Origin of the sequence: Streptomyces sp. NPDC050856 (assembly GCF_040653855.1) — a bacterium.
Classification (GTDB): domain Bacteria; phylum Actinomycetota; class Actinomycetes; order Streptomycetales; family Streptomycetaceae; genus Streptomyces.
The window spans coordinates 38,742-64,546 of record NZ_JBFAGV010000032.1 but is presented as its reverse complement, the minus strand read 5'-3'; the positions used below and the strand labels follow the sequence as shown (position 1 = coordinate 64,546).

26 protein-coding genes and 1 pseudogene are annotated in these 25,805 nt (G+C 73.8%); 14 read left to right on the top strand and 13 right to left on the bottom strand.

The window, feature by feature from the left end; all coding sequences use genetic code 11:
- Window positions 1-48: 48 nt before the first annotated feature.
- Entirely contained in the window at window positions 49-828 is a 780-nt protein-coding gene (locus AB0H53_RS24420) for a DUF72 domain-containing protein (protein WP_362117135.1), read from the bottom strand.
- 104 nt (window positions 829-932) lie between these two features.
- A complete protein-coding gene (locus AB0H53_RS24415) occupies window positions 933-3,263 on the bottom strand; it encodes an N-acetylmuramoyl-L-alanine amidase (protein ID WP_362117167.1) in 2,331 nt (776 codons plus the stop codon).
- 234 nt (window positions 3,264-3,497) lie between these two features.
- Between AB0H53_RS24415 and AB0H53_RS24410 the strand changes: the two genes are divergently transcribed.
- Together AB0H53_RS24410 and AB0H53_RS24405 are read left to right on the top strand one after the other, a co-directional pair.
- Window positions 3,498-3,977 carry a MarR family transcriptional regulator gene (locus AB0H53_RS24410; RefSeq protein WP_362117132.1) on the top strand — a complete coding sequence of 160 codons (480 nt, stop codon included), beginning with the start codon at window positions 3,498-3,500 and terminating at the stop codon, window positions 3,975-3,977.
- Between the two features lie 50 nt (window positions 3,978-4,027).
- Window positions 4,028-5,629, top strand: coding sequence for an MFS transporter (locus tag AB0H53_RS24405; RefSeq protein ID WP_362117130.1), 1,602 nt, complete (start codon window positions 4,028-4,030; stop codon window positions 5,627-5,629).
- Between the two features lie 5 nt (window positions 5,630-5,634).
- Here AB0H53_RS24405 and AB0H53_RS24400 read toward each other — a convergent pair whose 3' ends face one another.
- From AB0H53_RS24400 to AB0H53_RS24385, 4 genes and pseudogenes are all read right to left on the bottom strand, one after another.
- Complete coding sequence (locus tag AB0H53_RS24400; protein ID WP_362117127.1) at window positions 5,635-5,805, bottom strand: hypothetical protein; 171 nt, start codon at window positions 5,803-5,805, stop codon at window positions 5,635-5,637.
- Window positions 5,806-5,893: 88 nt separating this feature from the next.
- The gene (locus AB0H53_RS24395; RefSeq protein ID WP_362117124.1) at window positions 5,894-6,250 is read right to left on the bottom strand and encodes a PRC-barrel domain-containing protein; all 357 of its coding nucleotides are present in this window, start codon (window positions 6,248-6,250) and stop codon (window positions 5,894-5,896) included.
- 190 nt (window positions 6,251-6,440) lie between these two features.
- Window positions 6,441-6,881, bottom strand: a pseudogene (locus tag AB0H53_RS24390) (DUF5994 family protein); the annotation flags it as partial.
- A gap of 215 nt (window positions 6,882-7,096) precedes the next feature.
- Entirely contained in the window at window positions 7,097-7,441 is a 345-nt protein-coding gene (locus AB0H53_RS24385) for a MerR family transcriptional regulator (protein ID WP_362117121.1), read from the bottom strand.
- A 914-nt stretch (window positions 7,442-8,355) separates the two neighbouring features.
- On the opposite strand from AB0H53_RS24385, the gene AB0H53_RS24380 reads away from it, so the two are divergent.
- From AB0H53_RS24380 to AB0H53_RS24370, 3 genes are all read left to right on the top strand, one after another.
- The gene (locus AB0H53_RS24380) at window positions 8,356-8,559 is read left to right on the top strand and encodes a cold-shock protein (RefSeq protein WP_319684733.1); all 204 of its coding nucleotides are present in this window, start codon (window positions 8,356-8,358) and stop codon (window positions 8,557-8,559) included.
- Window positions 8,560-8,883: 324 nt separating this feature from the next.
- The gene (locus AB0H53_RS24375; protein ID WP_362117118.1) at window positions 8,884-10,419 is read left to right on the top strand and encodes a DEAD/DEAH box helicase; all 1,536 of its coding nucleotides are present in this window, start codon (window positions 8,884-8,886) and stop codon (window positions 10,417-10,419) included.
- 61 nt (window positions 10,420-10,480) lie between these two features.
- Window positions 10,481-10,792, top strand: coding sequence for an SCO5918 family protein (locus AB0H53_RS24370; RefSeq protein ID WP_362117115.1), 312 nt, complete (start codon window positions 10,481-10,483; stop codon window positions 10,790-10,792).
- 117 nt (window positions 10,793-10,909) lie between these two features.
- Here the strand turns inward: AB0H53_RS24370 and AB0H53_RS24365 are convergent, their stop codons facing one another.
- Window positions 10,910-11,287 (bottom strand): hypothetical protein, encoded by a 378-nt coding sequence (locus tag AB0H53_RS24365; protein WP_362117112.1) that lies wholly within the window; start codon window positions 11,285-11,287, stop codon window positions 10,910-10,912.
- Window positions 11,288-11,404: 117 nt separating this feature from the next.
- Window positions 11,405-11,578, bottom strand: a complete 174-nt coding sequence (locus tag AB0H53_RS24360; RefSeq protein ID WP_362117109.1) for a CsbD family protein — start codon at window positions 11,576-11,578, stop codon at window positions 11,405-11,407.
- A gap of 193 nt (window positions 11,579-11,771) precedes the next feature.
- Between AB0H53_RS24360 and AB0H53_RS24355 the strand changes: the two genes are divergently transcribed.
- The gene (locus AB0H53_RS24355; RefSeq protein WP_362117106.1) at window positions 11,772-11,942 is read left to right on the top strand and encodes a hydrophobic protein; all 171 of its coding nucleotides are present in this window, start codon (window positions 11,772-11,774) and stop codon (window positions 11,940-11,942) included.
- Between the two features lie 143 nt (window positions 11,943-12,085).
- Here the strand turns inward: AB0H53_RS24355 and AB0H53_RS24350 are convergent, their stop codons facing one another.
- The 5 genes from AB0H53_RS24350 to AB0H53_RS24330 are packed head-to-tail and all read right to left on the bottom strand — an operon-like array spanning window position 12,086 to window position 17,820.
- Window positions 12,086-12,814 carry a DUF2470 domain-containing protein gene (locus tag AB0H53_RS24350; RefSeq protein WP_362117103.1) on the bottom strand — a complete coding sequence of 243 codons (729 nt, stop codon included), beginning with the start codon at window positions 12,812-12,814 and terminating at the stop codon, window positions 12,086-12,088.
- Between the two features lie 29 nt (window positions 12,815-12,843).
- Window positions 12,844-14,427, bottom strand: coding sequence for an ATP-binding cassette domain-containing protein (locus AB0H53_RS24345; RefSeq protein ID WP_362117100.1), 1,584 nt, complete (start codon window positions 14,425-14,427; stop codon window positions 12,844-12,846).
- Complete coding sequence (locus AB0H53_RS24340; protein ID WP_362117097.1) at window positions 14,424-15,236, bottom strand: ABC transporter permease subunit; 813 nt, start codon at window positions 15,234-15,236, stop codon at window positions 14,424-14,426. Before AB0H53_RS24340 ends, AB0H53_RS24345 begins: the two co-directional genes overlap by 4 nt.
- Window positions 15,233-16,258 (bottom strand): ABC transporter permease, encoded by a 1,026-nt coding sequence (locus AB0H53_RS24335; RefSeq protein ID WP_362117095.1) that lies wholly within the window; start codon window positions 16,256-16,258, stop codon window positions 15,233-15,235. The genes AB0H53_RS24340 and AB0H53_RS24335 overlap by 4 nt, the downstream gene beginning before the upstream one ends.
- Window positions 16,243-17,820, bottom strand: a complete 1,578-nt coding sequence (locus AB0H53_RS24330) for an ABC transporter substrate-binding protein (protein WP_362117092.1) — start codon at window positions 17,818-17,820, stop codon at window positions 16,243-16,245. Before AB0H53_RS24330 ends, AB0H53_RS24335 begins: the two co-directional genes overlap by 16 nt.
- A gap of 335 nt (window positions 17,821-18,155) precedes the next feature.
- Here AB0H53_RS24330 and AB0H53_RS24325 point away from each other — a divergent pair, with 335 nt between their 5' ends.
- The 8 genes from AB0H53_RS24325 to AB0H53_RS24290 all read left to right on the top strand — a co-directional run bounded on the left by AB0H53_RS24325 (window position 18,156) and on the right by AB0H53_RS24290 (window position 25,729).
- Window positions 18,156-19,175: a TauD/TfdA family dioxygenase gene (locus tag AB0H53_RS24325; protein WP_362117089.1), complete on the top strand. Its 1,020-nt coding sequence runs from the start codon at window positions 18,156-18,158 to the stop codon at window positions 19,173-19,175.
- Window positions 19,176-19,221: 46 nt separating this feature from the next.
- Complete coding sequence (locus AB0H53_RS24320; protein ID WP_362117086.1) at window positions 19,222-20,226, top strand: ornithine cyclodeaminase family protein; 1,005 nt, start codon at window positions 19,222-19,224, stop codon at window positions 20,224-20,226.
- A complete protein-coding gene (locus tag AB0H53_RS24315) occupies window positions 20,217-21,584 on the top strand; it encodes a Y4yA family PLP-dependent enzyme (protein ID WP_362117083.1) in 1,368 nt (455 codons plus the stop codon). Before AB0H53_RS24320 ends, AB0H53_RS24315 begins: the two co-directional genes overlap by 10 nt.
- A 24-nt stretch (window positions 21,585-21,608) precedes the next feature.
- Window positions 21,609-22,637 carry a cysteine synthase family protein gene (locus tag AB0H53_RS24310; RefSeq protein WP_362117080.1) on the top strand — a complete coding sequence of 343 codons (1,029 nt, stop codon included), beginning with the start codon at window positions 21,609-21,611 and terminating at the stop codon, window positions 22,635-22,637.
- 5 nt (window positions 22,638-22,642) lie between these two features.
- A complete protein-coding gene (locus AB0H53_RS24305) occupies window positions 22,643-24,073 on the top strand; it encodes an MATE family efflux transporter (protein ID WP_362117078.1) in 1,431 nt (476 codons plus the stop codon).
- 70 nt (window positions 24,074-24,143) lie between these two features.
- Window positions 24,144-24,386 carry a DUF6411 family protein gene (locus AB0H53_RS24300; RefSeq protein ID WP_362117075.1) on the top strand — a complete coding sequence of 81 codons (243 nt, stop codon included), beginning with the start codon at window positions 24,144-24,146 and terminating at the stop codon, window positions 24,384-24,386.
- 16 nt (window positions 24,387-24,402) lie between these two features.
- Window positions 24,403-24,714, top strand: coding sequence for a YkvA family protein (locus AB0H53_RS24295; protein ID WP_362117072.1), 312 nt, complete (start codon window positions 24,403-24,405; stop codon window positions 24,712-24,714).
- 49 nt (window positions 24,715-24,763) lie between these two features.
- A complete protein-coding gene (locus tag AB0H53_RS24290; protein ID WP_362117069.1) occupies window positions 24,764-25,729 on the top strand; it encodes a YihY/virulence factor BrkB family protein in 966 nt (321 codons plus the stop codon).
- Window positions 25,730-25,805: the final 76 nt, after the last annotated feature.

Sequence of the window (25,805 nt, the reverse complement as noted above, 5' to 3'; positions counted from 1 at the left end):
CGGCGGCCCGGGGCTCCGTGCCGCGTCCCGGGCGGCCCGTCCGCGCGGTCAGCGCGTACCGGCCGGCACCGGGGGCGTGCGGCTCACCGTCCGGCCCAGCGCGGCCGCCGCGCCGGCGAACCTCGCGGCGTCCACGACGGCCGCGCCGCCCGGGTCGTTGTTGAAGTACACGTACACGTCCGCCTCGTCCGGCCAGGCCGCCGCGACGCGCCCGACCCAGGACACCAGCGCCCGGCGGCCGTAGCGCGGCGGCGGCGCGGCGAGGCCCTGGTGGAACCGGACGTACCCCCAGGGCGCGGTGCGCCACAGCGGGGTCACCGGGCGGGAGCCCCGGTCGGCCCAGCACAGGGCGCTGCCGTGCCGTTCCAGCACCGCCCGCAGCTCCCGTTCCGCCTCCCACCACGAGGGATGGCGCAGCTCGACGGCCACCCGGACCGCCGTGGGGAAGCAGCGCAGGCAGGCGTCCAGCGCGCCGGTGTCCACCCGGAAGTTGGGCGGCAGTTGCAGCAGGACGGGCCCCATCCGGGCGCCGAGGCCCGCCGCGCGGTCCATCAGCCTGCCCACCGGTTCCTCCGGTTCCCGCAGCCGCTTCAGGTGGGTCAGGAAGCGGCTGGCCTTGACCGCCATGACGAACCCCTCCGGGGTCCGCTCCCGCCAGGAGGCGAAGGTCCCGGTGCCGGGCAGCCGGTAGAAGGCGTTGTTGTTCTCCACGGTGGCGAAGTGCCGGGCGTACTCCTCCAGCCACAACCGCTGCGGCACACCGGGCGGGTACAGCACGCCGCGCCAGTCCTTGTACTGCCATCCGGAGGTTCCGACGAGCAGGGGCATGGTCCGATCCTGCCGCGACCGCCGCCGCCCGGCACCTCGTCGCGGGTGCCGGGCGGGGGCGGTCGGCGGACCGGGCCGGGCTCCGGGTCATGCCGGTCGCCGGGTCACCTCAGGTGGACGAGTCCGTCCGTGGTGACCGTGGGGCGGCCGGCGGTACCGACGACGACGATCTTCACCGTGTGCTTGGCGCCGGTGGCCCAGGTCTTCGTCCAGATCACGTCACGGTACTTGGTGGTGGCCGACTTCAGATCGACCGTCGCCACCTTCGTCCCGTCGAGGTAGACGTACGCCTGACCGGAGGTCGACGCGCGGGAGACCACCCAGGCGACCGACCGGCCGGTGAAGGTCCAGGTCAGGGTGGCGTTCTTGGCGGAGCTGGAGTACGAGGCGCCACCGAGGTAGCTGGCCGAGGACTTGGCGGCCCAGGTGCCGGACTTCACGGCCGAGCTCTCCTGGAGGATCACCGGGGTACCGGTCACCGAGGCGGTGCCGGTGTTGCCCGCGACGTCGTGGGCGGTCATGTTCCACGCGGTCGCGGTACCGGACTTGGCGGTGTGCGCCGTGCTGGTGACGGCGGGGCCGTAGCCGGCGGCCACCGGCGAGGTCAGCCGGACCTCCTTCAGAGCGGCCGTGTCGGCCGCCTTCCAGCTCAGCGTGACCGGGACGGCCGTGGTGTTCACCGTGCCGGCGCGCAGCGCCAGGGCGGGCCGGACCGGGAAGGAGGGCGCGGTGGTCTCCGCCACCACCGTCCTGGCCGGTGTCGTGGTCTGTCTGCCGGACTGGTGCGTGGCGCGTACGGCGACGGTGTGGCTGCCCGCGGCGAGGGTGGCCCTCGCCGAGGTGGCCGTGCCCGCCGTGGTCGCCACGGCGACACCGTCGACCAGCAGGTCGTACTGCTTGACCAGCGGAGCCGGGGTGGTGGCCGACCAGCCGACCGTGATGGCGCCCTTGGTGTAGTACGTGGACCCGGACAGCCCCGCCCCGGTGACGGACGTGAGTGTCAGGCCGGTGACCGGGCCCGCCGCCCAGGAGCGCACCGTGGAAAGCTGCCCGTAGAAGGCGTCGCCCGGGCACTGGGTGTTGTAGCCGTCCCGGTGTCCGTGGATGACCGGCAGGGCGAGCTGGGTGCCCTTGGTCCAGCTCTTGCCGAAGAAGTTGGTCCCCTGGTCACCCGCGGTGAGGGTGGCGGTGCCTGCCGGGTCCACCCCGTACTGGCCCAGCTTCCAGGCGGCGATCTTCGCGACCGAGGCCAGCGCGGCCTGCGGGGGAGCGGCGTCGGTGTAGGTGCCCAGGACGGAGATGCCGGTGGTCTCGGCGTTGAAGCCGTAGGCGTGGGCGCCCTGCACCGGACGGTCCACGCCCCCCTTGCGGCCCTCGTAGACGGTGCCGCACTTGTCGACCAGGAAGTTGTAGCCGATGTCCTTCCAGCCGAGCTGGCCCACGTGGTACGCGTAGATGCCTCGCACCAGCCTGGGTGCGTCGGCGCAGGTGTAGGTGTTGGACTCGGCCGTGTGGTGGACCACCACCGCCTTGACCTTGCCGCCGGGCAGGTAGCCGGGTGCCTCGGGGCTGATCGACTCGTCCGCGCCCCAGTCGGCGCGTGAGGTGATCGGCGGCTGCGGCGCGGTGGACGGCGGCGCCGGCGGGAGCGTCGTACTGGCCGTGGGGGCCGGAGAGGTGCTGGTGGACGGCGCCGGCGAGGACGGCGCGGACGGCGCCGGCGACGAACTGGCCGGCGGCGTCGGCTCGCTGGGCGTCGGGCTCGTCGCGGGCGGTTCGCTGGGCTCACCGCTCGTGGACGGCTCCGGCCCCGTGGTGGCGTCCGGGGAGCCGGATCCCGCGGTCGGGCCCGGTTCGGCCACCGACGGCGACGCCGACGCCGGCTCCGTGGGCTGCCCCGTCTCCTCCTCCGCCACGGCGAAGCCCGCGGGCTCCATGCCGCTCACTCGCCCGGCGTCGGGGTCCACCATGTCCAGCCGCAGCCCGTCCGGCAGTCCGGCCCGCGTCGCGCCACCGGCCCGCACTCGCACCTCGACACCGTCGGAGGGACCCACCCAGGCCGGCTCCGTACCGCCCCGCGCGGCCCCGCTCTCACCCTGGCCGCTGTCCCCGTCCAGCCGCAGCCAGGGCGACCAGCTCCCCGACCCGACCGCCCTGGTGCGCACCTCGACCGTGCCCGCCACCCGCGCACCCGGGTCCCGCCACGTCACGCCCAGCATGCTGAACCGCTCGGTCTCCTTCTGCACCAGCGACGCGCCACGCCCGTCCCCACTGGCACGCAACCCGGCCGTGACCGCCTCGGTCCGCACCGGCGCTGATCCACCGTCCGCGGCGGCCGTGCCGCCGGTGGTGCCGTCCATCCCCTGGACCAGCAGAACCCCGGCCAGACCACCGGCCACCGCGACCGCGGCGGTACCCCATATGCGACGCCGCATCATGCAGCCCCCACCTCATCCCTCTTCACGCGCCGGGCCACCGCACGGGCGCTGTGTCGGGAAGACGGTACAGGCGCTGACCTCGCCGTTCGGCGGGCGGAAAGGCCACCGTGCGGACGAATGGGGGCGAGCGGAACGAACAGATCCGGATTTCTCCGCGCCGACGGCGGCGCCGGGCCTCCGGCCTAGTGGCTATGTTGACATAGCTATGTGTCCATACCTAGCCTGGAGGGCATGCCCCCCGTCAGCGCGTCCGCCGAGGAGGCCCGCCGTATAGCCGCCGGGCTGGTGGCCGCGGTGCCCGCGCTGCACCGGGCGCTCGACCGGCGCCTCGCTCAGGACTTCCCGCACCCCAAGCCCCCGGAGGGCCCGCTGGCGCTGCTGCGGCTTCTCGACGGACGCCCCGGGCTCACCGTGCGCGAGGCGGCCGACGCGCTGCTGATGAAGCCGAACAACGTGAGCGCCCTGGTCACCCAACTGGCCGGGCAGGGAATGCTGGAGCGCCGCCGAGACACGGCCGACAAGCGGGTCGCCCATCTGTACCCGACGGCCGAGGCCCGGCGCCGGCTGGCCCGGGTCGACACCCTGATGGAGGGTTACGTCACCGAGGCGCTGCACACCCTCACCGACGGGGACCTCGACGCGATCGGGGCGGCCCTGGGCGCCCTCACGGGACTGGCGCGGCACATCCACCCCGCCGCAGCCGCCGACTGACGGCGCGGCGCGCCCGCGCCCACCCCCGTACGAGGAAGCACCGCACCCCCATGCCCACCACCCACGTGGACCGCTCACCCCTGCCCGCGCACTCCCCGCCCGCCGGCTCCGGCGCCGCCCCGGCCGGCCGGCGGGGCAAGCCGTGGCTGACACTGATCGCCGTCGCCTTCGGCCTGTTCATGGTCGGCCTGGACGGCTCGGTGGTCGCGATCGCCAACCCGGAGATCGGCCGCGACCTGCACGCCTCCACGGCCGACCTCCAGTGGGTCACCAACTCCTACCTGCTGGCCCTGGCCGCCGCCCTGATCCTGGGCGGCAAGCTCGGCGACCGCTTCGGCCGCCGTACGTACTACCTGGTCGGCGTGGCCGGATTCACCGCCGCCTCCGTCGCCATCGGTCTGGCCGGCTCGATCGAGGGCGTCATCGCCTTCCGTGCCGCCCAGGGCTTCTTCGGCGCCCTGCTGATGCCGAACACCCTCGGTCTGCTGCGGGCCGTGTTCCCGCCGGGGAAGTTCGGCATGGCGGTGGGCGTCTGGGCGATGGTCTCGTCGGTGTCCACCGCGCTCGGTCCCATCGTCGGCGGTCTCCTCGTCGAGCACGTCGGCTGGGAGTCGGTCTTCTTCATCAACGCCCCCATCGGCGTCGCCGCCCTCGCCTTCAGCGCCTGCGTCCTGCCGCAGAGCAAGAACCCCGCCGGCCACCAGCGCTTCGACATCCCCGGTGTCGTCCTGCTCGCGCTCGGCCTGCTCGTCGTCGTGTTCGGCGTCGTCAAGGGTGAGACCTGGGGCTGGACCTCGGGCGCGACCCTCGGCACGCTCGCCGGAGGCCTGGTGGTCCTGCTGGCCTTCGGCCAGTACGAGACGCGCGTCGAGCACCCGCTGCTGCCGATGCGGCTGTTCCGCAACCCGGCGCTGACCATCGGCACCGTCATCACGGCGGTCAACTTCTTCGTCCTGCTCGGCGTGATCTTCTTCGTCATGCTCTACCTGCAGAACGTGCGCGGCTTCAGCCCGGTCGAGGCCGGGGTGCGGACCCTGCCGCTGAGCCTCGCCTCGGTCGTCGCCGCCCCGCTCGGCGCCAAGCTCACCGAGAGGTTCGGCGCCCGGCTGTCCATGCCGCTGGGGATGGTCCTCCAGGCTGCCGCGTCCTTCGCCGTGCTGGGCTGGGGCGTGCACTCCCCGTACGCGCTCATGTGGCCGCCGTTCGTCGCCCTCGGCCTGGGCGTGGGCATGGTGATGGCGGCCTCGTCCGACGCGATCGTGGGCAACGCGCCCGTCCGGGACGCCGGTGTGGCCGGCGGCCTCCAGGCCACCGCGCTCCAGATCGGCGGGGCGCTCGGCACCTCGGTGCTCGTCTCCCTGATCAGCTCCCGGGTCGGCACCACCCTGCCCGGCGAGCTGTCCTCCGCCGGCGTGCCCGCGCCGGTGGCCGAGGGTCTGCGCGGGGCCGAGGACGCCGTCGCCATGGGGGTCTCCCCGGTCACCGCGGACATGCCGGCGGGGCTGAGGGCGGCGGTGGTCGAGGGCAGTGGGCAGGCCTTCATGAACGGCGTCCACACCGCGGTCCTCGTCACCGGAGTCCTCTGTGTGCTCGGCGCTGCCCTCGCCGCCATCGGTGTACGCCGCGGCCCCGGGGCCGCCGAGCGGCACTGACCGCCTCAGCGCACCGGGCGTCGGCGCGAGCGGCGGGACCAGCGGACCACGGCCAGAGCGATGTCGACGACCAGGACGACGATGCCGATGACCAGCAAGTAGCCCAGGTCCGCCGCCGCCACGCCGATGATGCCGAGCACGACGGCCACGAGGGCGAGGAACCAGAACAGTGCCATGGCGGAAATGCCTCCTTGGGAGCAGGGCCGGTCCGGGCCGTACCGGGCCGGCCCGGGTGGGAGAGGACCGGTACGGCACCGCCGGGGGTCAGCGGCGGGCGAGCTGCCGTTCGCCGTTGGCGCCCGGCTGGTAGGTCATGCCGTAGTGGTGGAAGACGGCTGCCTCCCGGTCGGCCTCCAGGACGTCGTCCACCCCGATGGAGGGCGCCTTGCGGACCAGGGCCCGGTCGTAGGAGATCCTGATGTAGTCCGGACCGGCGACGGCCTCGTCCAGCGGGACGAAGACCAGGCGCCGGCGGGTGGGCAGGCCCGTCCGCACGGTGGCCATGGCCGGCTCGTCGGTCGTGGTGTCCACGTACACCGCCTCCAGCGTCCCGATCCGGTGCCCCTTGGGGTCGACGACGTCGCGGTCGCGCCATTCGCGGATGTCGGCTGGGCTGATCATGGGTTGGCTCCCGGAGTCCGTCGGACCAGGCGGAGTTGAGGCGCTGGAGGGGAGGGTGGACCGCCGCAACGGCCCCGGCGCAGAGGCACCGAGGCCGCCCTTCCGGGTCCGCGCACGTGAGCGTGACCGGACCCGCACCCCATGCTACGCCTCAGTGACATATACGACATTCAACACATCAAGCAGCTTTCTCGGCGGTCATCAGGGCGCTCGCGGTGCGCAGGCCACCCGGCAGGGCGGCGGCGGCCATCAGCCGGGCGGCGGTGGCCGGGTCCGTTTCCGGCGGGACCACCAGCAGGTCCCAGCGGCCGGGCGAGTAGGAGAGCAGGATCAGCTTGTGCGGGTCCTGCTCGGCCGCGAACCACCCCACGTGCACGGTGTGCCCGGTGACGGGCACCTTGCGCGGGACCACCGGCCAGTGGGCCGGGTTCACGGTGACGCGGGTGATCCGGCCCCAGCGGCCGTCCAGCGCGTCGGTCAGGGCGGGGATCTCGGCGGAGAGGTCGCGGGAGCGGGGCCACCAGGCCCCGTCCAGCAGGCCCGGAGCCCCACCGGCCGGCGTCAGGGACAGCCGGGCGGGGGAAGAGGGTGCCTGTTCGTGGGAAGGGGAACGGCCGACGGTCACGGTCATCGCGTGGACCTGCCCCCGGGCTCGTCGCGACGGGCCCGGCGTCGTGGCTCGCCGGGAACGACACCGGCATGGTGGCCGGTGTACGAAGGGCTCCCGGTATCCCGCACTGTACTCCGGCCGGGGGCCGGCCGGGCGTGTCGCGGGTGGAGGGAACCGGGCGCGGAGGGCACCCCGCCGCGCGGATCGGGCCCGGTGCGCCGGCGGTCCGGGCGGGGTCAGACCCCGGCGGGGCCGGAGGCGCTCTCGGAGCGGCGCAGCTCCGCGTTGAGCCGCAGCGCCTCGTCCAGCTGGTCCTCCAGGATGATGATGCGGCAGGCGGCGTCGACGGGGGTGCCCTGGTCGACCAGTTCACGGGCGCGGGCGGCGATCCGGAGCTGGTAGCGCGAGTAGCGGCGGTGGCCGCCCTCCGACCGCAGCGGGGTGATCAGCCGGGCGTCGCCGAGGGAGCGCAGGAAGGCGGGCGTGCTGCCGATCATCTCGGCGGCCCGGCCCATGGTGAAGGCGGGGTAGTCGTCGTCATCGAGTTTGGCGGCGGCGTTCGGCGGGTTCTCTGCGGTCATTTGCACCTCTTCGTGGGACGCGTCGAGGGGCCCTGGTGCCGTACGGCACCAGGGCCCCGAGGGGTTTCAACACCATCTGTCGGCGCTGTGCGCCGTTTCTCGGTAACCGCACGTCCGCCCGGGAGGCCGGAGATGCGGGGATCGTGACTGCTTGACCGGGGACCACCTTCCAATCCGGGGCCTGCGTGTCCCGGGCGGACGACGTCCTCGCCCGGGCGATCCTGATGGCGTCTGCTCCTCTCCTGCTGTGCGTGTTCCTTACGGGTCCTGCTGTCCTGCGATGTTGCTGCTGTGCGGCTTCGTCCGGTGGTCCCTGGGACCACCCGGTCCGGTCAGCCAGCCATGGAACCCCGTACCTGCTCCGGCTCCACGACTCCACTGCCGTACCGATACCGCTCGCGGCAGTTCGTGTCTGCCGCGCTGTACCGACTTCGTCCTGATGTGAGAAACCCTAGCCCGCGTGGCCGGGGATGTCTACACCCGGCACTGTAGATTTTCGCCGCCTGGGGGTGAAGGTGCCGGAGTCGGGCGGGCGACGCCCCCTGCGGCGCCCCGCGGCGCGCCCGGCCGGCCGCCGGAGCCGTACCCGCCCGGCCGGGCCCCCCGGACAACGCAAAACACACCGGGGGTGAATATCTGATGCCGCAACTGGAGTATTTTCGGCTTCGGCCGCTGGAGGAATTCCCGGGCCCATTGCCGAATTCCTGGGGCGTCTGTGCACGGGGCCTTGTGCCGTGCTACGGTCAGTACCAGTTGCAGTTGTGGTTCCCAAAGCTTCAAGTGCTCTAACCGGCGTCATGTGTCGGTGGGTGCGCTTTTGTATTTCCGGAGTTTCTCCGGGCGGGGCAATCATCGCGGCGACGCGGGGTTCGCACAGTGCGGACCCCCGGGCTATGCCCCGAAGGAGATATGACATGGCTACTGGCACCGTGAAGTGGTTCAACGCGGAAAAGGGCTTCGGCTTCATCGAGCAGGACGGCGGCGGCGCCGACGTCTTCGCCCACTACTCGAACATCGCCGCCTCCGGCTTCCGTGAGCTGCAGGAGGGCCAGAAGGTGAACTTCGACGTCACCCAGGGCCAGAAGGGCCCGCAGGCCGAGAACATCGTTCCCGCCTGACGCTGACGCGCAGTAACAAGTAGCTGGGGCCCGGACCTTTTGGGTGCGGGCCCCAGCGCTTTGCGTTCCACCCCCCGCTCGACGAGCCGTGACGGCCGCATGAGCGGCGAGTGCCCGGCGGCGTCGACCGCCGGACACCCATGGCGCCGACCGGACCGACGCGACTACCGCCCCCCTCCGGTCGAGGCGACCTCATTTACGACGCACCGGGCCCTTTCTCTCGCCCTGCGTTCTGCTTCTCTACGGCTCGTTCTTGCGACTCCCCGGGTGCTGTCTGTTTCCGCCGGGATTCCTCGATACGTGCCATATCGAGGAAGGTTCTGCATGAACCGTTCAACCCGTTCCAACGACAGTTACTCCCGTACGCGCTCGGCCGGTTCCTACGGCGCCGGCCGCCGTACCCGCTTCGGCTCCCCGGGCCAGAGCCAGGGCCGCTCCGGCCCGCCCGCCCGCTCCGGCGGTGGCCGGCGCCCCTCCGGCGGGATGCAGGGCGAGTTCGCCCTGCCCGTCACCCTCACCCCGGCGCTGCCGCCCACCGAGGCCTTCGCGGACCTGGAGATGCCGGCCGCGCTGCACAAGACGCTCGCCGCCCAGGGCATGAAGGAGCCGTTCCCGATCCAGGCGGCGACCCTGCCCAACTCGCTGGCCGGCCGGGACGTCCTGGGCCGTGGCCGCACCGGCTCCGGCAAGACCCTCGCCTTCGGCCTGGCCCTGCTCGCCCGCACCGCCGGGAAGCGCGCCGAGCCCCGCGAGCCGCTGGCCCTCGTCCTGGTCCCCACCCGGGAACTGGCGCAGCAGGTCACCGACGCCCTCACGCCCTACGCCCGGTCGCTGAACCTCCGGCTCACCACGGTGGTCGGCGGTATGTCGATCGGCCGCCAGGCGGGCTCCCTGCGCGCCGGCACCGAGGTCGTCGTGGCGACGCCGGGACGCCTCAAGGACCTGATCGACCGGGGCGCCTGCCGCCTCGACCAGGTGTCGATCACCGTCCTGGACGAGGCCGACCAGATGGCCGACATGGGCTTCATGCCCCAGGTGACCGCGCTGCTGGACCAGGTCAGGACCGACGGCCAGCGGATGCTGTTCTCGGCCACCCTGGACCGCAACGTCGACCTCCTGGTCCGCCGGTACCTGCACGACCCGGTCGTGCACTCGGTCGACCCCTCGGCGGGTGCCGTCACCACCATGGAGCACCACGTGCTGCACGTGCACGGCGCCGACAAGTACGCCACCACCACGGAGATCGCCGCCCGCGAGGGCCGGGTGATCATGTTCCTGGACACCAAGCACGCGGTGGACCGGCTGACCAAGGACCTGCTGTCCGTGGGTGTCCGGGCCTCGGCGCTGCACGGTGGCAAGTCGCAGCCCCAGCGCACCCGGACGCTGGCCCAGTTCAAGACGGGGCACGTCACGGTGCTGGTGGCCACCAACGTGGCCGCCCGGGGCATCCACGTCGACAACCTCGACCTCGTCGTGAACGTCGACCCGCCCAGCGACCACAAGGACTACCTGCACCGGGGCGGCCGTACCGCCCGGGCCGGCGAGTCCGGCAGTGTGGTGACCCTGGTGCTGCCCAACCAGCGCCGTACGATGAACCGCCTGATGGCCGACGCCGGGATCACCCCGACGACCACGCAGGTGCGCTCCGGCGAAGCCGAACTGAGCCGTATCACGGGCGCCCAGACCCCTCCCGGCACCCCCGTCGTCATCACCGCACCGGTGGTGGAGCGGGCCAAGCGCAGCGCGTCCTCCTCGCGTGGCCGCCGCAGTCGTCCCGCGCAGGCCGCGCGGGCCGGCCGTCCGGCCGGGTCGGCGCGCGGCACGTCCGCGCAGGCCTCCTTCGGCCGCCCCGCCGCGTAGTCCGGTTCAGCACCCCGCCGGGCTCCTCGCCCTCTCGTACCCTCCCACCCTGTGAGGCACCATGCGCTGCGTCATCGCCCGCTTTCCGTTCGATCTCGTCAAGAGCGAGGTCATGGAAATGATGAAGGGCGTCAAGCCCGAACCCGTCGTCGGTGAGTCCGTGATCATCGGCCGTCGTACCTACCCCGTCAAGCAGGTCGGGGAAGTGATCACCAAGCAGGACCGCCGTGACTTCAGCGCCGGTGAGGTGACCAGGGCCATGGCCCGTCTCGGCTTCACCTGCCGCCCGGCCGCCGACGCGGTGGCCCCGGCCCCCGACCTCACCGCGCTGCAGGCGGCGTCGGCGCAGCTCGGCTCGCCCGCCGGGGTCTGACCAACCCGGCCCCAGCGGCACGAAGAGGGGCGCCGACCGGATTCGCATCCGGTCGGCGCCCCTCTTCGTCGTTCCGTCGTTCCGTCGTGTCGGCGGCAGTGGGCCGGGCGGCGCGGATCAGTGGTCGGAGTAGCTGAAGTCCCCCACGGTCCAGGCGCTCACGTCCTTGATGGCGATGCGGTACATCCCGCCGGTCTCGGGAATCCCGAGCGTGCCCTGGAGGATCCTGGCGACGTGGAAGTGCAGGTGCTCGGGTGCGGCGGCCCGCCGCTCCGCGGCGGTGTCCGCCCCGGGCCCCATGAAGACGCCGGCGAACGGCCGGAGCCGGTCGGAATCCCGCAGAACCTCCGCGACACGCTGCCGCCACACGGCTTCCGGAGCGAGTCGTCCCGTGATCACGGCTCCGTGGACGACGACGGTGAGTGACATCTGGTTGGTTTGCTCCGACTCCACCATCGCGGCGATGTCAACAAGCAGGTCGTCAGGCTTCGACATGAGCACCGATACTACAAGGCGGCCGGCCCGTGTCGCCCTCCCCGCGGGCAACGGTGCCGAATACACGCGAGCGGGCCGCCCGTTCGCCGGGCGGCCCGTGCGCGCGAGAGGGTCCGGTCACCGCTTGAAGGCGTCCTTGCCCTTCTCCTTGGCCTCACGGACATCGCCCTGGGTCTGCTCGCCCCGGCCCTCCGCGGTCATGCGCTCGTTGCCCGACGCGCGACCGGCGGCCTCCTTGAGCTTGCCCTCCGCCTGCTCGGCCTTCGCCTTGGCCTTCTCCGATGCGGACACGGTCATCACTCCTTCGATAGGGGACTTCGCCACGACACCGGTTCGTGTAGCCGCCTTTCCCCGAAGGAAACGGAAATGGTCCGGCGGGCGGGTGATCCCCCGGTGCGGGGCGACCGCCCGGCCAACTGGTGTGCGAAGCGGGAGGTGTACGAACGGCGGGCAGGGGCAGACGGCGGGTCGGAGGTTGATACCCATGGTTCCCCTGCTACTCGTTCTTCTGCTGGCGCTGATCCTCTTCGGCGCCGGCTTCGCTCTCAAGGCCCTGTGGTGGATCGCGGTCATCGTGCTGGTGGTCTGGCTGCTCGGCTTCGTCGTCCGTTCCACCGGGGCCGGCGGGAAGCGAGGTCGCTGGTACCGCTGGTGACCGGGCCGGCCACGGGCCGGCGGCAAGCACACGGGCGGGGGCACACCGGGACAACGGTGTGCCCCCGCCCCCGTGCGTACGGCCCCGCTCCCCGGCCGGTGGGCCGGGCGCGCGGGCCCGGCGCGCCGGCCGGGCGGCGCGCCTCAGCGTCCCGGGAACAGGCGGCGGCGCGGGGCGCAGGGGCGGGCGGCGGCCAGGAGCTCCCGTACCCGGTCGCCGGCCTCGGTGGCGTCGCGCAGCGGGGTCCGGAAGGGCAGGCGGACGTCCCGGTGGCCGTGCGGCTGTTCGAGGCGGAGGGTGAGGGCGTACCGGTCGACGGCCAACGGCCGCACGCCCACGACGCCTTGGAGGTCGCGCGGGTCGGCCAGGCGGGTCAGCCGCTCGACCGTCCCGGGGTGGGCGTCGGCCAGGTGGGTCAGGAGGGCGGCCTCGTGGGCGGCCAGCGGGTCCGGCTCGGTCAGCACGATCTCGTCCAGGCCCACCCGGACCGTGCCGGCCGGGGTCGTCAGGGTGGCGCGGGCGGCGTCCAGCCGGAGGTGGGTGCGGTCGTCCCCGGGGGCCGGACGGTCCGGGGTGAGCCAGCCGGAGAGGGTGACGCGGGCGCGCACTCTGTCCCGTACGGCGGTCGGGGCCACGTCGGTGAACTCCACCAGGGCCGCCAGCACGCCGCGCGGGGCCAGGGCGGAGCGGCTCGCCAGGCAGCTGTCCGCGGGCAGCCGCAGGGTCAGCCGGCCACGGCTGTCGACGTGGTGCGCGCCCATCAGGTCGCAGCTGTGCCCGTCCGTGGTCACCGTCAGCGACCCGGCGGCGGCGAGCACGGAGCGGACCCGCTCCGCGTCGCTCGGTCCGTGAGGGCAGGCGTCGGCACTCATCACTTCCACCTCCGGTAGGTAAGGCTTACCTAACTTACCGTGCGAGGGGTCGCGTTGCCCAGCAGTGCGGCGGTGAGCGGGTGTTCCGGTGCGGTAAACACCCGGTGGGTCGGGCCCGATTCGACGGTCCGGCCCTCCGACAGCACCAGCAGCGTGTCCGTGCGGTCCGCCACCAGGCGCAGGTCATGGCTGATCAGCACCAGGGCCAGGCCCCGGCTCCCGCGCAGCTCGTCCAGCAGGTCCATCACCGAGGCGGCCGTGCCGGCGTCCAGGGCCGACGTCACCTCGTCGCAGACCAGGACGTCCGGGTCCGCCGCCAGGGCGCGGGCGATGGAGGCGCGCTGCCGCTGGCCGCCGGAGAGCTCGTGCGGGTAGCGGTCGGCGGTGGCGGCCGGGAGGCCGACCCGGTGGAGCAGCTCCAGGACCCGCTCGCGCACCCCCTCCCGGGGGGTACGGCGGTGCAGGACCAGCGGCCGGCCGATCGCCGCGCCCACCGTACGGCCGGGGTTGAGGGTGCCCAGCGGGTCCTGGGGGACGAGCTGGAGGCGCCGGCGCTCCTCGCGGGTGCGGCGCCCGGCGGCGGGGTGCAGCGGCGCGCCGTCGAGGCGCACGGTGCCGCCGGTCGCCCGGTGCAGTCCGACCACGGCCCGCATCAGAGTGGTCTTGCCCGATCCGGAGGCCCCCACCACGCCCACACCCGAACCGGCGCGCACGGTCAGGTCGACGCCGTGCAGGACCGGGACCCGCCGGCCGCGGTGGACGAAGGCCGCCGTCAGGCCGGTCACCGACAGCACGGGTGTCCCGGCACCCTCCGGCGCCGGGGGCCGCGGGCCGGCGGGCGTCCCGGAGGGGGACCGGGGCGCGAGGGACGCGGCCGGGCCGGCGGCGGGCGCCGGTGCCCGGTGGCCCAGCTCCACCACCTCGTCCGCCAGCCGGGCGACCAGGTCCGCGTCGTGGCAGGAGAAGGCGATCGCGAGCTGGTGCCGGCTCGCCAGGTGGCGCAGCAACTCGCCGATCTCGTCGCGCAGACGCGCGTCCAGCCCGGCCGTGGGTTCGTCCAGGAGCAGTACGGCGGGGCGGCGCGCCAGGGCCCGGGCGAGGGCGACCCGCCGCTGCTGCCCGCCGGACAGCGCCCCGGGGCGCCGGTCCGCGAGGTCCCCGTCGGCGGGCAGCCGCACCTCGGCCAGCAGGGCGCGCAGCGCCCGCGGGTCGCGGTCGGCGGCCACCTCGGCCAGCAGTCGCCGCACCCGCATCCGGGGGTTGAGGCCCGAGCCGGGGTCCTGGCCCACGTAGGCGAGGCGGTGGCGGCGCAGCGCGCGTATCTCCGCCTCCGGCAGGGCGAACGGGTCGTGGCCCAGGACGTCGACGGTGCCGGCCGTGCGGGCCGCGCCCGGTGGCAGGACGCCGGCCACGGCGCGCAGCAGGGTGGTCTTCCCGCAGCCGGACGGGCCGGTGACGGCGACGACCCGGCCGGGGCGCAGGCACAGGTCGCCGCCCTCCAGCAGCAGCCGGCCGTCCGGCGCCGCGACGGTCAGTCCGCCGACCCGTACGGCGGGCCGGGCCGCGTCGGCCGGGGGCGGGTCTTCGGGGTAGCGGCCGGGCACGTGGTTCACAGGGGAGTCACCGCCTTGCGGCCGCCGAGCGGGACGAGCGCCGCCGCGGCCAGGTTGACGCTCATGGCCAGCAGGCCGATGGCGATGCTGGGGGCCAGGACGGCCCAGGGGTTGAGGAGGACACCACCGGCGTTCTCACGGATCATCAGCGCCCAGTCGGCGGCCGGGGGCTGCGGCCCCACCTGGAGGAAACCGGCCGTGGCGACGACGTAGACGGCGGCAACGAACCGCAGCCCGAACAGGGCGAGCAGGGTGGCCCGCAGGTTGGGCAGCACTTCCCGGACGACCAGGTGCCACAGCCGCTCACCGCCGACGGCCGCCGCCTCGATGTAGCCGGAGGCGACCACCGGGGCCGCCGCGGCGGCCACCAGGCGCACCGCGTAGGGCACGCCCATCACGGTCGCGGCGGCCACCAGCGCGAGCCGCCCGCCGCCCGGCCAGGCCAGGGCGATCAGCAGGATGCCGAGCACGGCGGGCAGCAGCATCAGCACGTCGGCGGCGCGGTCGACGACCCGGCCGATGCCCGGGCGCAGCGCCGCCACCGTACCGAGCGCGGCGGCGGTGGCGGTGACCAGGACGGTGACCAGCAGCGAGGTGACGATCAGTTCGCGGCCCCCGGCGAGGAGCCGGGACAGCACGTCGCGGCCGAGCTGGTCGCCGCCGAGCGGGGCCCCGCCGCCGGGCTCGGCGTAGGGGGCGGTGACCGGGGTGTCGAGGGCGTGCGGCGCCAGCCAGGGCCCGGCCAGCGCGAGGAGCACCAGGAGCAGGGCGGGCAGGGTCCGCAGCAGCGCGTCGCGGCGGTGTTTCACAGGCTGCCTCCCGAGGCCCTGGCCCGGACGGAGTCGGCGAGCAGCAGTACGCCGGTGATGACGGTTCCGGTCACGGCGACGACACCGGCGATGACGGGGGCGTCCCGGTCGGTGACCGCTCCGGCCAGCACGGCACCGACGCCCGGGTAGTTGAAGATGGTCTCCACCACGACCGCGCCGCCCAGCAGCATGCCGGTCGAGGTGGCGACTCCGGCCGCGATGGCGGGGGTCGCCCCGGGGAGTACGTGGTGGACCAGGACCCGGCGGGGCGGCAGCCCGTCGAGTACCGCGCTCTCCACGTGCGGGGCCTTGGCCTCGTCGGCGAGGGCGGCGCGCACGATCCGGGCGTTCCAGCCGATCTGCGGGACCGACAGGGCCACCACCGGCAGGACCAGCATCTCCCAGGACGCGGGCGTGCCGTCGGCGCCGGCCAGCGTCACCGCGGGCAGCCAGTCCAGCCACTGGGCGAAGACCAGCACCAGGGCGACCGCGACCACGAACTCGGGCAGTGCCAGGACGCCGGTGGCCGTCGCCGAGATGACGCGGTCGGCCCGGCCGCCGGGCCGCAGCGCCGCCCAGCCGCCCAGCGCGAGCGAGAGGGCGAGCGTCACCAGCAGGGCGAGACCGCCCAGCAGGAGGGTGTTGGGGAAGGGGCGGGCCAGCAGCTCGGCGATCGGCTCGCCGCGCGCGGAGGTGCCGAGGTCACCGGTGGGCAGGCCGGTCATCCAGTCCGCGAACCGTTCCGCCACCGGCCGGTCCAGGCCCAGCAGGGCGCGGCGGCGGGCCAGGTCGGCGGCGCTCTCGCCGCGTTCGGACGTGGCGTCGGCGGCGTCGCCGGGCAGCAGCTCCACGGCCAGGAAGACCGTGGCGAGCAGCACGGCGAGCAGCAGGGCCCGGCGGGCCAGGAGGCCGGCCAGGCGCAGCGCGCCGGCGGCGGGCCGGGCACCGGCCGGCCGGGGGGAGCCGTCCCCGGCCGGCCCGGCCGGCGGCCGCTGGGCGGTGGGGGTCAGCGGTTCAGCCATGCCCGCTCGAGCTGTACGCGCCCGTAGCCGGGCAGGGTGGGCAGGCCGCGCACCGGGGCGGCGGCCAGGTCGATGCCGTCGGCCGTGCCCCACACCAGGTAGCCCGAGGAGCCGTGCTGGATCCGCTGGACGTCGTGGAGCAGCTCGGCGCGGGCGGCGGGGTCCTTGGTGGCCATGGCCTTGCGGTACGCGGCGTCGAAGGCCGGGTTCTTCCAGGCCGTCTCGTTGGTGCCGGAGTCGGAGACCATGGTCTTGCTGGCGAAGAACACCACGGAGTCGTTGGTGCCCCAGTACGTGGTGTAGAGGTCGCCCTTGAGCCAGGTCCGGTCCCAGAAGGAGGCCGACTCCTCCTTGACGACCTCGATCCTGACGCCCGCCTCCCGGACCTGGGCGGCGAACAGGGTGGCCGACTCGGCGAGGCCGGGGACGTCCTCGGTGGTCTTGAGCCGGTAGGTCTTCGACAGGTCGAAGCCGGCCTCCCGGAGCAGGGTCCTGGCCCTGCCCAGGTCGCGGGCGCGCTGCGGGACGTCCTTGGCGTAGGCGGGGTCGCCGGTGCCCAGGATGTCGTTGGCGACGGTGCCGTAGCCGGACAGGACCTGCTTGACCATGGCCTCGCGGTCCACCGCCAGGCGCAGCGCCTCGCGGACGCGGGGGTCGGCGAACGGGCCGTCGGCGGTCCGCATGACGATGGGCATCGCCATGTCGTTGGGGCGGCGCACCACCTGGACGTCCTGGCGCCGCTCGGCGGTCCTGGCGGCGACGGCGCCCACGTTGGACGCCAGGTCGATCTGGCCGGCCAGCAGGGCGTTCGCCATGGCCTGCGGGCTTTCGAAGATCTTCACCTCGATGGCGTCGAGGAGGACCTCGCCGCCGTACCAGTCGTCGTTGCGCACGAGCCGGGCGTTGCCGCCGCGGAACCAGTCCAGTTTGAAGGGACCGGTTCCCGGCGCCGCGGTGATGTCCTTGTCGGTGGTGCCCTTCTTCACCACGAAGGTCGTCAGGCGCATGAGCTGTGGCAGTTCGGCGTTGGGGTAGTCGGAGACCAGGACGACGGTGCCGGTGCCCTCGGCCGTGATGTTCGCGGCCTTGATGCCGGGCAGCCGGGAGGCGCCGGAGGGGGTGCCCCGCAGCCGGCGCAACGAGAAGACGACGTCCTCGGCGGTGACGGGGCTGCCGTCGTGGAACGCGGCTCCCTCGGCGAGGGTGAACCGCCAGGTCCGCAGGTCGTCCGAGGACTGCCAGCGGGAGGCCAGGCGCGGCAGGGTGTTGGGCTTGGCGCCCGGCACGGTGAGGGTGTCGTACACCAGGGAGAGGACGAGGTAGTCGCTCTCATTGGCCTGACTGCCGTGCGGGTCGCGGGTGACGGCGGAGGCGCGGCCGAGCGCGCCGACCCGCAGGGTGCCGCCCGCCCTGGGCCTGGCGCCGGAATCCGACGAGGCGCCGGGGGCCGTGCCGCCCCCGCACGCGGTGAGCAGCGCGGCCGCCCCGATACCGCCGCCCGCCCACAGCAGTTGTCGTCTGTTCAGATCCACGTCGTCCTCGATCCCCGAGCTGACAATCATTCTTAAGTACTTAGGTGTGCCTACCCTAAGAGTTGACGGGGGGCAAGGTGGTCTCCGCGTGTCGGCCGCTACGTCCGCAGAAGTCCGAATCCCCAAGGGAACAGGGGCACTTGAGCCGAGCACCAGTTCCAGCCAGCTCGATGCGATGACATTAGGACAAGACATGGGTAAGGGTTGCCTTACCTAATTCAGGTTGGTACGTTCCGGGCGGCTGCCGGGACAGGGGACCGCCCGCACCGCCACCGCGTCCGCCAAGTGGCGGCGTCACCACGCCCTTTCGCTCCACCCGCACCCCCGGCCCGATTTCCCCCGCAACGGAAACGGATGACTCACCGATGACCACGGGACCCGCACCCGTCCGCGAGCTCGACCCGTACGCGATCAATGAACTGAGCCAGGCCGCGCAGAAGATCCTGGCCGAGTTCGGCGGTTCGGCCACCCGCCCCGAACTGCTGGAGCGGGTGGCGGAGACGGCCGCCGCGCTGAGCGGGCGGACGCGCCACCACTGCCGGCCGGTCGACACCCCCGACGGGCTGTTCGTCCTGCGGGGGCTGCCCCTCGACGACGCCGACGTGGGCCCCACGCCGCTCAGTTGGGCGACCGCGGGCGACAGCGCCGCCGAGTGGGACGTGACGCTGCTGCTGCTGGCGACCGTGATGGGCAACCCGATCGCGTGGCGGGGGCAGCAGGACGGCCGGTTCGTGCACAACATCGTGCCCAGCCCGGGCCACGAACAGGAGCAGACCGGCGCCAGCAGCGCCGTACTGCTCAGCCCGCACACCGAGGACGCCTTCCACCCGGGCCGGGCCCACCTGCTGATGCTCGCCTGCGTGCGCAACCACGACCGGATCGCCACCACCGCGGCCAGCGTCCGCAGGGCCCGGCTCGACCCGCGGGACATCGCGACCCTGTCCCGGCCCGCGCTGCCCATCCTGCCCGACGACGCGTACGCCGAGGCGCGCGGCTTCGACGGCCGCCCGCCGGACGTGCCCACCCTGTGGCAGTCCGAGGACGGCCTCACCCTGCGCTTCGACCCCGCCTACACTCCGCTGGACGAGGCAACGCCCGAACACCGTGCCGCCTACGGCCGGTTGACGGACGAGCTGGCCCGGGTGTCGGTGGCGGTCAGCCTGGAACCCGGTGACGTCCTGGTGGTCGACAACGACGTGGTCGTCCACGGCCGGGTCCCCTTCCAGGCGCGGTACGACGGCACCGACCGCTGGCTGAAGAGGGCCTCGGTGCGGGTGCCAGGCCGCCGTACCCGTCCCGCCGCCGAGGCGGAGGAGCACGGCTACGGCCAGGCCGCCGTGCAGGCGTACGACCCGCACGACAGCGACGAGGCGAGAGACCGGTGAGAGCCGTGAGACGTGTGAGCACCAGCGACCGTACGAAGGGGACCCCGTGACCGACCACCTCGACCTCGCGGACGACACGAGCCTGTCCGTCCTCAGCACCTCGGACATCGCGGGCATCGACATCACGCCGACCGACGTGGTCGACGTCGTGGAGCAGGCCTACCGCACCCTGGCCGCCGGCCGGTCGGCCAACCCCCGCAAGCTGACGGTCAAGCCCGAGGACGGCCACTCCGTCTCGTACGCGATGCTCGGCCGCGACGGGGTGCGCAACGTGGTCGCCATCAAGACCTCGTACAAGCACGGCCTGCACGAGGACCGCGACAAGCAGCACTACTACACCTCGCTCACCCTCTACGACGACGTGACCGGGCTGCCCGTCGCGATGATGGACTGCGGCCGGATCGGCTCCCTGCGCACGCCCGCCGTCTCCGCGCTGCTCGCCCGCGAACTGGCCGCCCCCGGCAGCCGCAGCGCGCTGGTCATAGGCACCGGCACACAGGGCCGGCTCGCCCTGCCGTTCCTGCTGACCACGCTGCCCGGCCTGGAGCGGCTGATGGTCTTCGGCACCCACCCGGACGGCATACGCGCGGTCCACGAGCAGATGGACGCCCACTTCCCCGGGCGCGAGGTCGAGGTCGTCACGGACCTGCGCGCGGCGGCCGGCGCGGCGGACGTGGTCGTCGCCACCGCCGGACCGCGGACCCCGGCGAACGTGGAGGCCGACTGGCTCCGACCCGCCGCCCTGTCCATACTCGTCGGCCACGGCATCGCGCCCTCCACCCTGCACCGCGCCGACCGGGTCGTCGCCACCAGCGCCGCCCAGATGCGGGTCACCGGCACCGACATGGCCGACGACGACGGCCGGCTGCCCGACGTCGACGCCGAGTTCCCCGAGGTGCTGGCGGGCCGCGCGGCCGGCCGCACCGACGACGGGCAGCGCGTCTTCGCGTACAACAGCGGTCTGGTCGTCACCGACATCGCCCTGGGACACCGCTTCGCGCAGCTCGCCCTCGCCCAGGGCCTGGGAACGCGGGTGCCGCTGTGGCGGTGAGCCCCCGCACGCCGGGCCCGAGACTGCCCGCGCACCCCGACCCGGAACTCGACCGGATCCTGCGCGGCGGGCTGCCGCACGAGCTGGCGTACGCCTTCGGCGGGCCCTTCCACCTGCTGCTGCCCGACCGCTTCGAGGCCAACGCCGCCGCCTTCCGGGCCGCCCTGGCCGAAGCGGGCGTCGACGGCCTGGTCCACTACGCCAAGAAGGCCAACAAGGCGGCGGCCTGGATCGAGCGGTGCGCGGCGACCGGCACCGGTGTGGACGTGGCGGCCGCCGGCGAACTGCGCGAGGCCCTGGGCCACGGCGTGCGCGGCGAGCACATCGTGGTGACCGGGCCGGCCAAGGCCGACGACCTGCTGCGTGTCGCGGTGCTCCAGGGCTGTCTGATCGCCGTCGACGCGCTGGACGAACTGGACCGCGTCATCGCGCTCGCCCGGGCCACCCGCCCGGCCCGGCTGCTGCTGCGCCGCCTGCCGCCCGCCCAGCCGCGCAGCCGCTTCGGCCTGGACGACGCCGAACTGGGCACCGCCCTGGCACGCTGCGAGGAGGCCCGGGACGCCGTGCGGATGGAGGGCTTCTCCTTCCACCTGTCCGGTTACGCCGTCCAGCCGCGCGCCGAGCTGGCCGGCGACCTGGTCGACCTGTGCCTCAAGGCCCGCGCGGCGGGCCTGCCCGCCGACCGGATCAGCATCGGCGGCGGCTTCGCCGTCGACTACGCGGCGGCCGGCGACTGGGAACGGTTCCTCCGCGAGCAGGGCCCCGGGGACTACCACGCGGGCAAGTCCTTCACCACGTCCGACTTCTACCCCTACCACTCGCCGGTGGCCGGTGCCGACGCGCTGCGCGCCGTCCTCGCCACCCGGCCCCGGGGCGGCACCACCACCCTGGCCGCCCGGCTCAAGGACGCCGGGATCACCCTGCTGCTGGAGCCCGGCCGGGCCCTGCTGGACCGGGCCGGCTGCACCGTCTTCACCGTCCGGGGCGTCAAGGAGCGCGACGGCTACGGGATTCTGACGGTGGACGGCACCAGCCTGAGCCTGTCCGAGCAGTGGTTCAACAGCGAGTACCTGCCCGACCCCGTCCTGCTGACCGCCGGCGACCGGCCCGCCGGGCCGCCCTTCCGGGCCTGCGTCGGCGGCGCCACCTGCCTGGAGTCGGACCTGCTGACCTGGCGCAAGGTCGTCCACCCGACCCGGCCGCACCCCGGTGACCTGCTGGTCTACCCCAATACCGCCGGCTACCAGATGGACTCCAACGAGTCGCCCTTCCACGACCTGCCGCTGCCGCCGAAGGTCGTCCTGGACACCGCGGGCGGGCGCACCCGCTGGCGGCTCGACCGCCACCCGGCCACCTGACCACCCCTCCCCCTGGAGCCCCTGATGCACAAGGCACTCCTGCGCCCCGCCATCGTCAGCCGTGTCTCGGACCTCATCGGCTACACGCCCCTGTACGAGCTGTGCCGCACCGAGAACGGCAGCCGCCTGCTGCTCAAACTGGAACACCTCAACCCGACCGGGACGGCGAAGATACGAATGGCCCGTCAGATGGTCGTCGACGCCGAGGAACGCGGCGAACTGCGCCCGGGCGGCCGGATCATCGAGTCGACCTCGGGCAACACCGGCCTCGGCCTGGCCGTCATCGCCGCCGAACGCGGCTACACCTTCACCGCCGTGGTCGACAACCACGCCTGCCCCGACAAACTGCGCGGCATGAAGGCCATGGGCACCGAGCTCGTGTACGTGGTGGACGACGGCAGCGAGGAGCTGGCCACCGCGGCCCGCGAGGAACTCGCCGAGCGGATGGCCCGCGAGGACGACGACGCCATCTTCACCGAACAGCACAACAACCCCAGCAACGCCGTCGGTTACCACCCCGTCGCCCATGAGCTGGTCGCGGCGCTCGACGGCCGGATCGACCAGCTCGTCGGTGCCGTGGGTACCGGCGGATCGCTGTGCGGCACCGCCGGGGAGCTGAGCCGGACGGTCCCCGGGGTCCGCGTGATCGGCGTCGAGCCCAAGGGCTCCATCGCCTTCGGCGGCCCCGCCCACGACTACTACCAGTCCGGCACCGGCACCCCCGAGGGCGCCGAGATCGGCGCCCTGGTCGACTACGACCTCATCGACGAGGGCGTCAAGGTCGGCGATGTCGAGGCCTTCGCCACCGCCCGGGTCCTCGCCCGCAGGACCGGCCTGCTCATCGGCGGCTCGGCCGGCGGTGTCGTGTACGAGGCCCTGACCCGGATGGCGGCCCTGCCGCCCGGCACCACTATGGTCGCCCTGCTCAACGACGGCGGCGAGAAGTACCTGGACACCGTCTTCGACGACGACTGGATGAACGCCCGGGACCTCGTCGACCCCACGGTCGACCGCGAGGTCGACGAACTGCTGACCAAGCTCCGCGGGAACTGACACCGATGCCGACACCCCTGCCCGTACGCGCCCTGCTCCGCGACAGCCGGGCCCTGGCCACCCTGGCCGTACCGCTCGCCCTGACCCAGCTCGCCCAAGTCGCCCTCACCACCACCGACACGGTGATGATGGGGCTGATGGGGGCGGAGGCCCTGGCGGCCGGCGGCCTCGCCATGGTGATCTTCAACCAGCTGCGCACCATGGGCGTCGGCATGGTGACCGCCGTCGGCAACCAGGTGGCCGCCGCCTCGGCCCGGCTGGAGGGCGACGACGCCGGCCCGGCGGACGAGGCCGCCGTGGACGCGGCCGCCACCGAGGTCCGCGACATCGTCCGGGCGGCCCTCGCGCTGGCCACCCTGGCCGGCGTCGGCGGCGCCCTGGTGATGATCCTGTGCGGCCAGGCCGTCGCCTGGCTCGGCCAGGACCCGCGGGTGGTGGCGGGCGCCCAGCCGGTGCTGCTCGCGCTGGCTCCCGGTCTGGTGCCGTGCCTGTGGTTCCAGGCCATCCGCCAGTTCACCGTCGGCATGCGCCGGCCGCAGGCCCTGCTGCGGATCACCATCGCCTCCATCGCCGTCAACGCCGCCCTCAACTGGGCCCTCATCCACGGCGGTTGGGGGCTGCCGAAGCTGGGCCTGCCCGGCATCGGGGTGGCCACCTCCCTGGTGTACCTGCTGTCCTGCCTGGCCCTGTACGCCTCCGCCCGCCGCGACCCCGGGCTCGCGCGCCTGCTGGACATCCGGATCTGGCGCACCCGCGGGACCACCCTGCGCAGGCTGACCCGGCTGGGCACGCCCATCGCGGCCACCTACGGCTCCGAGGCCGGCTTCTTCTTCGTCGTCGCCCTGATGGTCGGTACCTTCGGCAGCGCCGCGCTCGCCGCGCACACGGCCGTCAACCAGCTCGTCTACATCGTCTTCCAGATAGCCGTCGGCCTGTCCCACGCGGCGTCCATCAACGTCAGCCGGGAACTCGCCCTGGGCCGGGTGGAGGAGGCCCGCCGCCTCAAGAACACCGCCCTTGCCTGCGCCGGCGCGGTCATGGCCGTCGTCGCCGCCGGGTACGCGCTCGCCCCCGGCCTGGTGCTGCGCCCCTTCCTCCAGCCCTCCGAGCACGAGGCGATCGCCATCGCCACCGAGCTGCTGCTGATCGCCGCCGTCCTGCAGTTCTTCGACTGCGCCCAGAACATCGGGGTGGGACTGCTGCGCGGCCTGGACGACACCAAGGGCGGCTTCCACGTCACCCTCGTCGGCTACTGGGCCATCGGCCTGCCCGCCGCCTGGCTGCTCGGCCTGCTCACCGGCCTGGACACCACCGGTGTCTGGCTCGGCCTGCTCACCGGCCTCGCCGCCACCGCCGTGCTCCTGCTGCGCCGCTACCACAGGGGGCTCGCGCGGCGCGCCGGCGAACCGCTCGTGCAGGCGGCGGCCGGGTCATAGCGGCGGTGGCGCGTATCCGCCGCCGCCGGGGGCACATGGCAGGCACAGCTTCCGATGGAAGGAGCGTGTCGTGGTCATCGCCGGTGTCCTCGCCCTCTGTGTCGTCCTGGCCGTCCTGGCCTTCCTGCTGCCGCGTCTGTCGCACCACCCCGAGCGGGGCACGCAGCGCCTGCTGGGGTCCGGAGCACGGGCCGGCGGCAAGGCCCCCGGCCCGCTGGGCCGGCTGTTCAGCAAGCCGTTCCGCTCCAGCTCCCGGGCCGTCGGCCGCAGCGGCTCGGCCGGCCGCCGCACCCGTCGCCGGCTGCCCTTCTGACCCGCGCCGGCGCACGATGAGCACCGAGGTGCGCACCGCCCTCGTCCTGGCCGCCGCCGCCGTCCTGGTGACGCTGGTGGTGGCCGTGGTCCTGGTGGTCCGGCTGGTCCGCGCCCGGCGGGTGCTGCGCGAGGCCGGCCTGGGCCAGGAGCGGCGGCTGCTGTTCTGGGGCGCGCTGCTGTACGCGGCCAGCCCCGTCGACCTGCTGCCCGACCCGGTACTGCTGGACGACATAGGGGTACTGCTGTACGCGGTCCACTCGCTCGGCTCGGCGGCCAGGGCGGCACGGACGCGCCTACCGGCACCGGAGAAGAGCCTGCGCCGGTAGCCGGGGCGCGGGGACGACGGCAGCCGGAGAGGGAGAGCGAGAGGACGGCATGGGCACGGTGGTGCATGTTCCGCAGACGCGGGACATGGTGGGCGAGGAGCTCTCCGGCGACGAGGCGTTCGCCGCGCTGCGCCACTACGGCGGGCGTGAACTGTTCCTCGACGCCTTCGCCCGGTTCCGGTACGCGGACGGCTTCAGCTCGGCCCGCTCCCTGGGCTACCAGGTCGTGCTGGGCATCGTCCCGTTCGCCATCGCCCTGGTCGGGGTGACCGCGACCATGCACACCGAGGGCCTGGGGCGGGCCATCGAACTGGCGCTGTCCGGCATCGTGCCGGGCGCCAGCGCGGACCTGGTGCGCGAGGCGCTCGCCGAGACCCGCCGCAGCGCCGGGGCGGACACCGCCGGCGCCGTGGCCATGTGGATGGGCCTGGGCTTCGCCGTACTCAACCTGGCGTCCGCCATGGGCCAGATCGAGCGGGGCTGCAACCGCATCTACGGCATCGAGCGGGACCGTCCCTTCCCCGCCAAGTACGGCCGGGGTGTGGTGCTCGCCGTGTGCGCGGGCCTTCCGCTGGGCGGCGGCTTCCTGGCCATCGTCGCCGGACGGGAGATCGGCCAGTCCGTGGTCCGGGCGCTGCGCCTGCCGCCCGTCCTGCTCGACTGGTGGCTGCCGCTGCACATCCCGGTCGGGATCCTGCTCGCCGGACTGGCCTCGGCGGTGATCTTCCGCTGGGCGCCCCGCCGCGACCAGCCCGGCTACACCTGGCTCGCCTTCGGCTCGGGCATCCACCTGCTGCTGTGGGTGGTCGCCACCTGGCTGCTGGCCCTGTACGTCAACAAGAGCGGCTCGTTCGGAGCCGTCTACGGTCCGCTCACGGCCTTCGTCGCCCTGCTCCTGTGGGCGAACGTGACCGGTGTCGCCCTCTTCCTCGGCATCGCCTTCGCCGCCCAGCTCGAAGCAGCCCGCGCCGGCATCAAGGAGCCCGTCCACCCCGACCCCGGCCCGGGCGACTGACACCTTCCGCACCGGAGCGGTGCGCCGCCGGTGCAACGGCACACGGAGGAGGGGCGCCGCGACCGTGGGTCGCGGC

Coding starts and splice junctions, on each gene's coding strand:
- AB0H53_RS24420 (WP_362117135.1), bottom strand. CDS start 828: ATGCCCCTGCTCGTCGGAACCTCCGGATGGCAGTACAAGGACTGGCGC.
- AB0H53_RS24415 (WP_362117167.1), bottom strand. CDS start 3,263: ATGCGGCGTCGCATATGGGGTACCGCCGCGGTCGCGGTGGCCGGTGGT.
- AB0H53_RS24410 (WP_362117132.1), top strand. CDS start 3,498: ATGCCCCCCGTCAGCGCGTCCGCCGAGGAGGCCCGCCGTATAGCCGCC.
- AB0H53_RS24405 (WP_362117130.1), top strand. CDS start 4,028: ATGCCCACCACCCACGTGGACCGCTCACCCCTGCCCGCGCACTCCCCG.
- AB0H53_RS24400 (WP_362117127.1), bottom strand. CDS start 5,805: ATGGCACTGTTCTGGTTCCTCGCCCTCGTGGCCGTCGTGCTCGGCATC.
- AB0H53_RS24395 (WP_362117124.1), bottom strand. CDS start 6,250: ATGATCAGCCCAGCCGACATCCGCGAATGGCGCGACCGCGACGTCGTC.
- AB0H53_RS24385 (WP_362117121.1), bottom strand. CDS start 7,441: ATGACCGCAGAGAACCCGCCGAACGCCGCCGCCAAACTCGATGACGAC.
- AB0H53_RS24380 (WP_319684733.1), top strand. CDS start 8,356: ATGGCTACTGGCACCGTGAAGTGGTTCAACGCGGAAAAGGGCTTCGGC.
- AB0H53_RS24375 (WP_362117118.1), top strand. CDS start 8,884: ATGAACCGTTCAACCCGTTCCAACGACAGTTACTCCCGTACGCGCTCG.
- AB0H53_RS24370 (WP_362117115.1), top strand. CDS start 10,481: ATGCGCTGCGTCATCGCCCGCTTTCCGTTCGATCTCGTCAAGAGCGAG.
- AB0H53_RS24365 (WP_362117112.1), bottom strand. CDS start 11,287: ATGTCGAAGCCTGACGACCTGCTTGTTGACATCGCCGCGATGGTGGAG.
- AB0H53_RS24355 (WP_362117106.1), top strand. CDS start 11,772: ATGGTTCCCCTGCTACTCGTTCTTCTGCTGGCGCTGATCCTCTTCGGC.
- AB0H53_RS24350 (WP_362117103.1), bottom strand. CDS start 12,814: ATGAGTGCCGACGCCTGCCCTCACGGACCGAGCGACGCGGAGCGGGTC.
- AB0H53_RS24335 (WP_362117095.1), bottom strand. CDS start 16,258: ATGGCTGAACCGCTGACCCCCACCGCCCAGCGGCCGCCGGCCGGGCCG.
- AB0H53_RS24330 (WP_362117092.1), bottom strand. CDS start 17,820: ATGATTGTCAGCTCGGGGATCGAGGACGACGTGGATCTGAACAGACGA.
- AB0H53_RS24325 (WP_362117089.1), top strand. CDS start 18,156: ATGACCACGGGACCCGCACCCGTCCGCGAGCTCGACCCGTACGCGATC.
- AB0H53_RS24310 (WP_362117080.1), top strand. CDS start 21,609: ATGCACAAGGCACTCCTGCGCCCCGCCATCGTCAGCCGTGTCTCGGAC.
- AB0H53_RS24305 (WP_362117078.1), top strand. CDS start 22,643: ATGCCGACACCCCTGCCCGTACGCGCCCTGCTCCGCGACAGCCGGGCC.
- AB0H53_RS24295 (WP_362117072.1), top strand. CDS start 24,403: ATGAGCACCGAGGTGCGCACCGCCCTCGTCCTGGCCGCCGCCGCCGTC.
- AB0H53_RS24290 (WP_362117069.1), top strand. CDS start 24,764: ATGGGCACGGTGGTGCATGTTCCGCAGACGCGGGACATGGTGGGCGAG.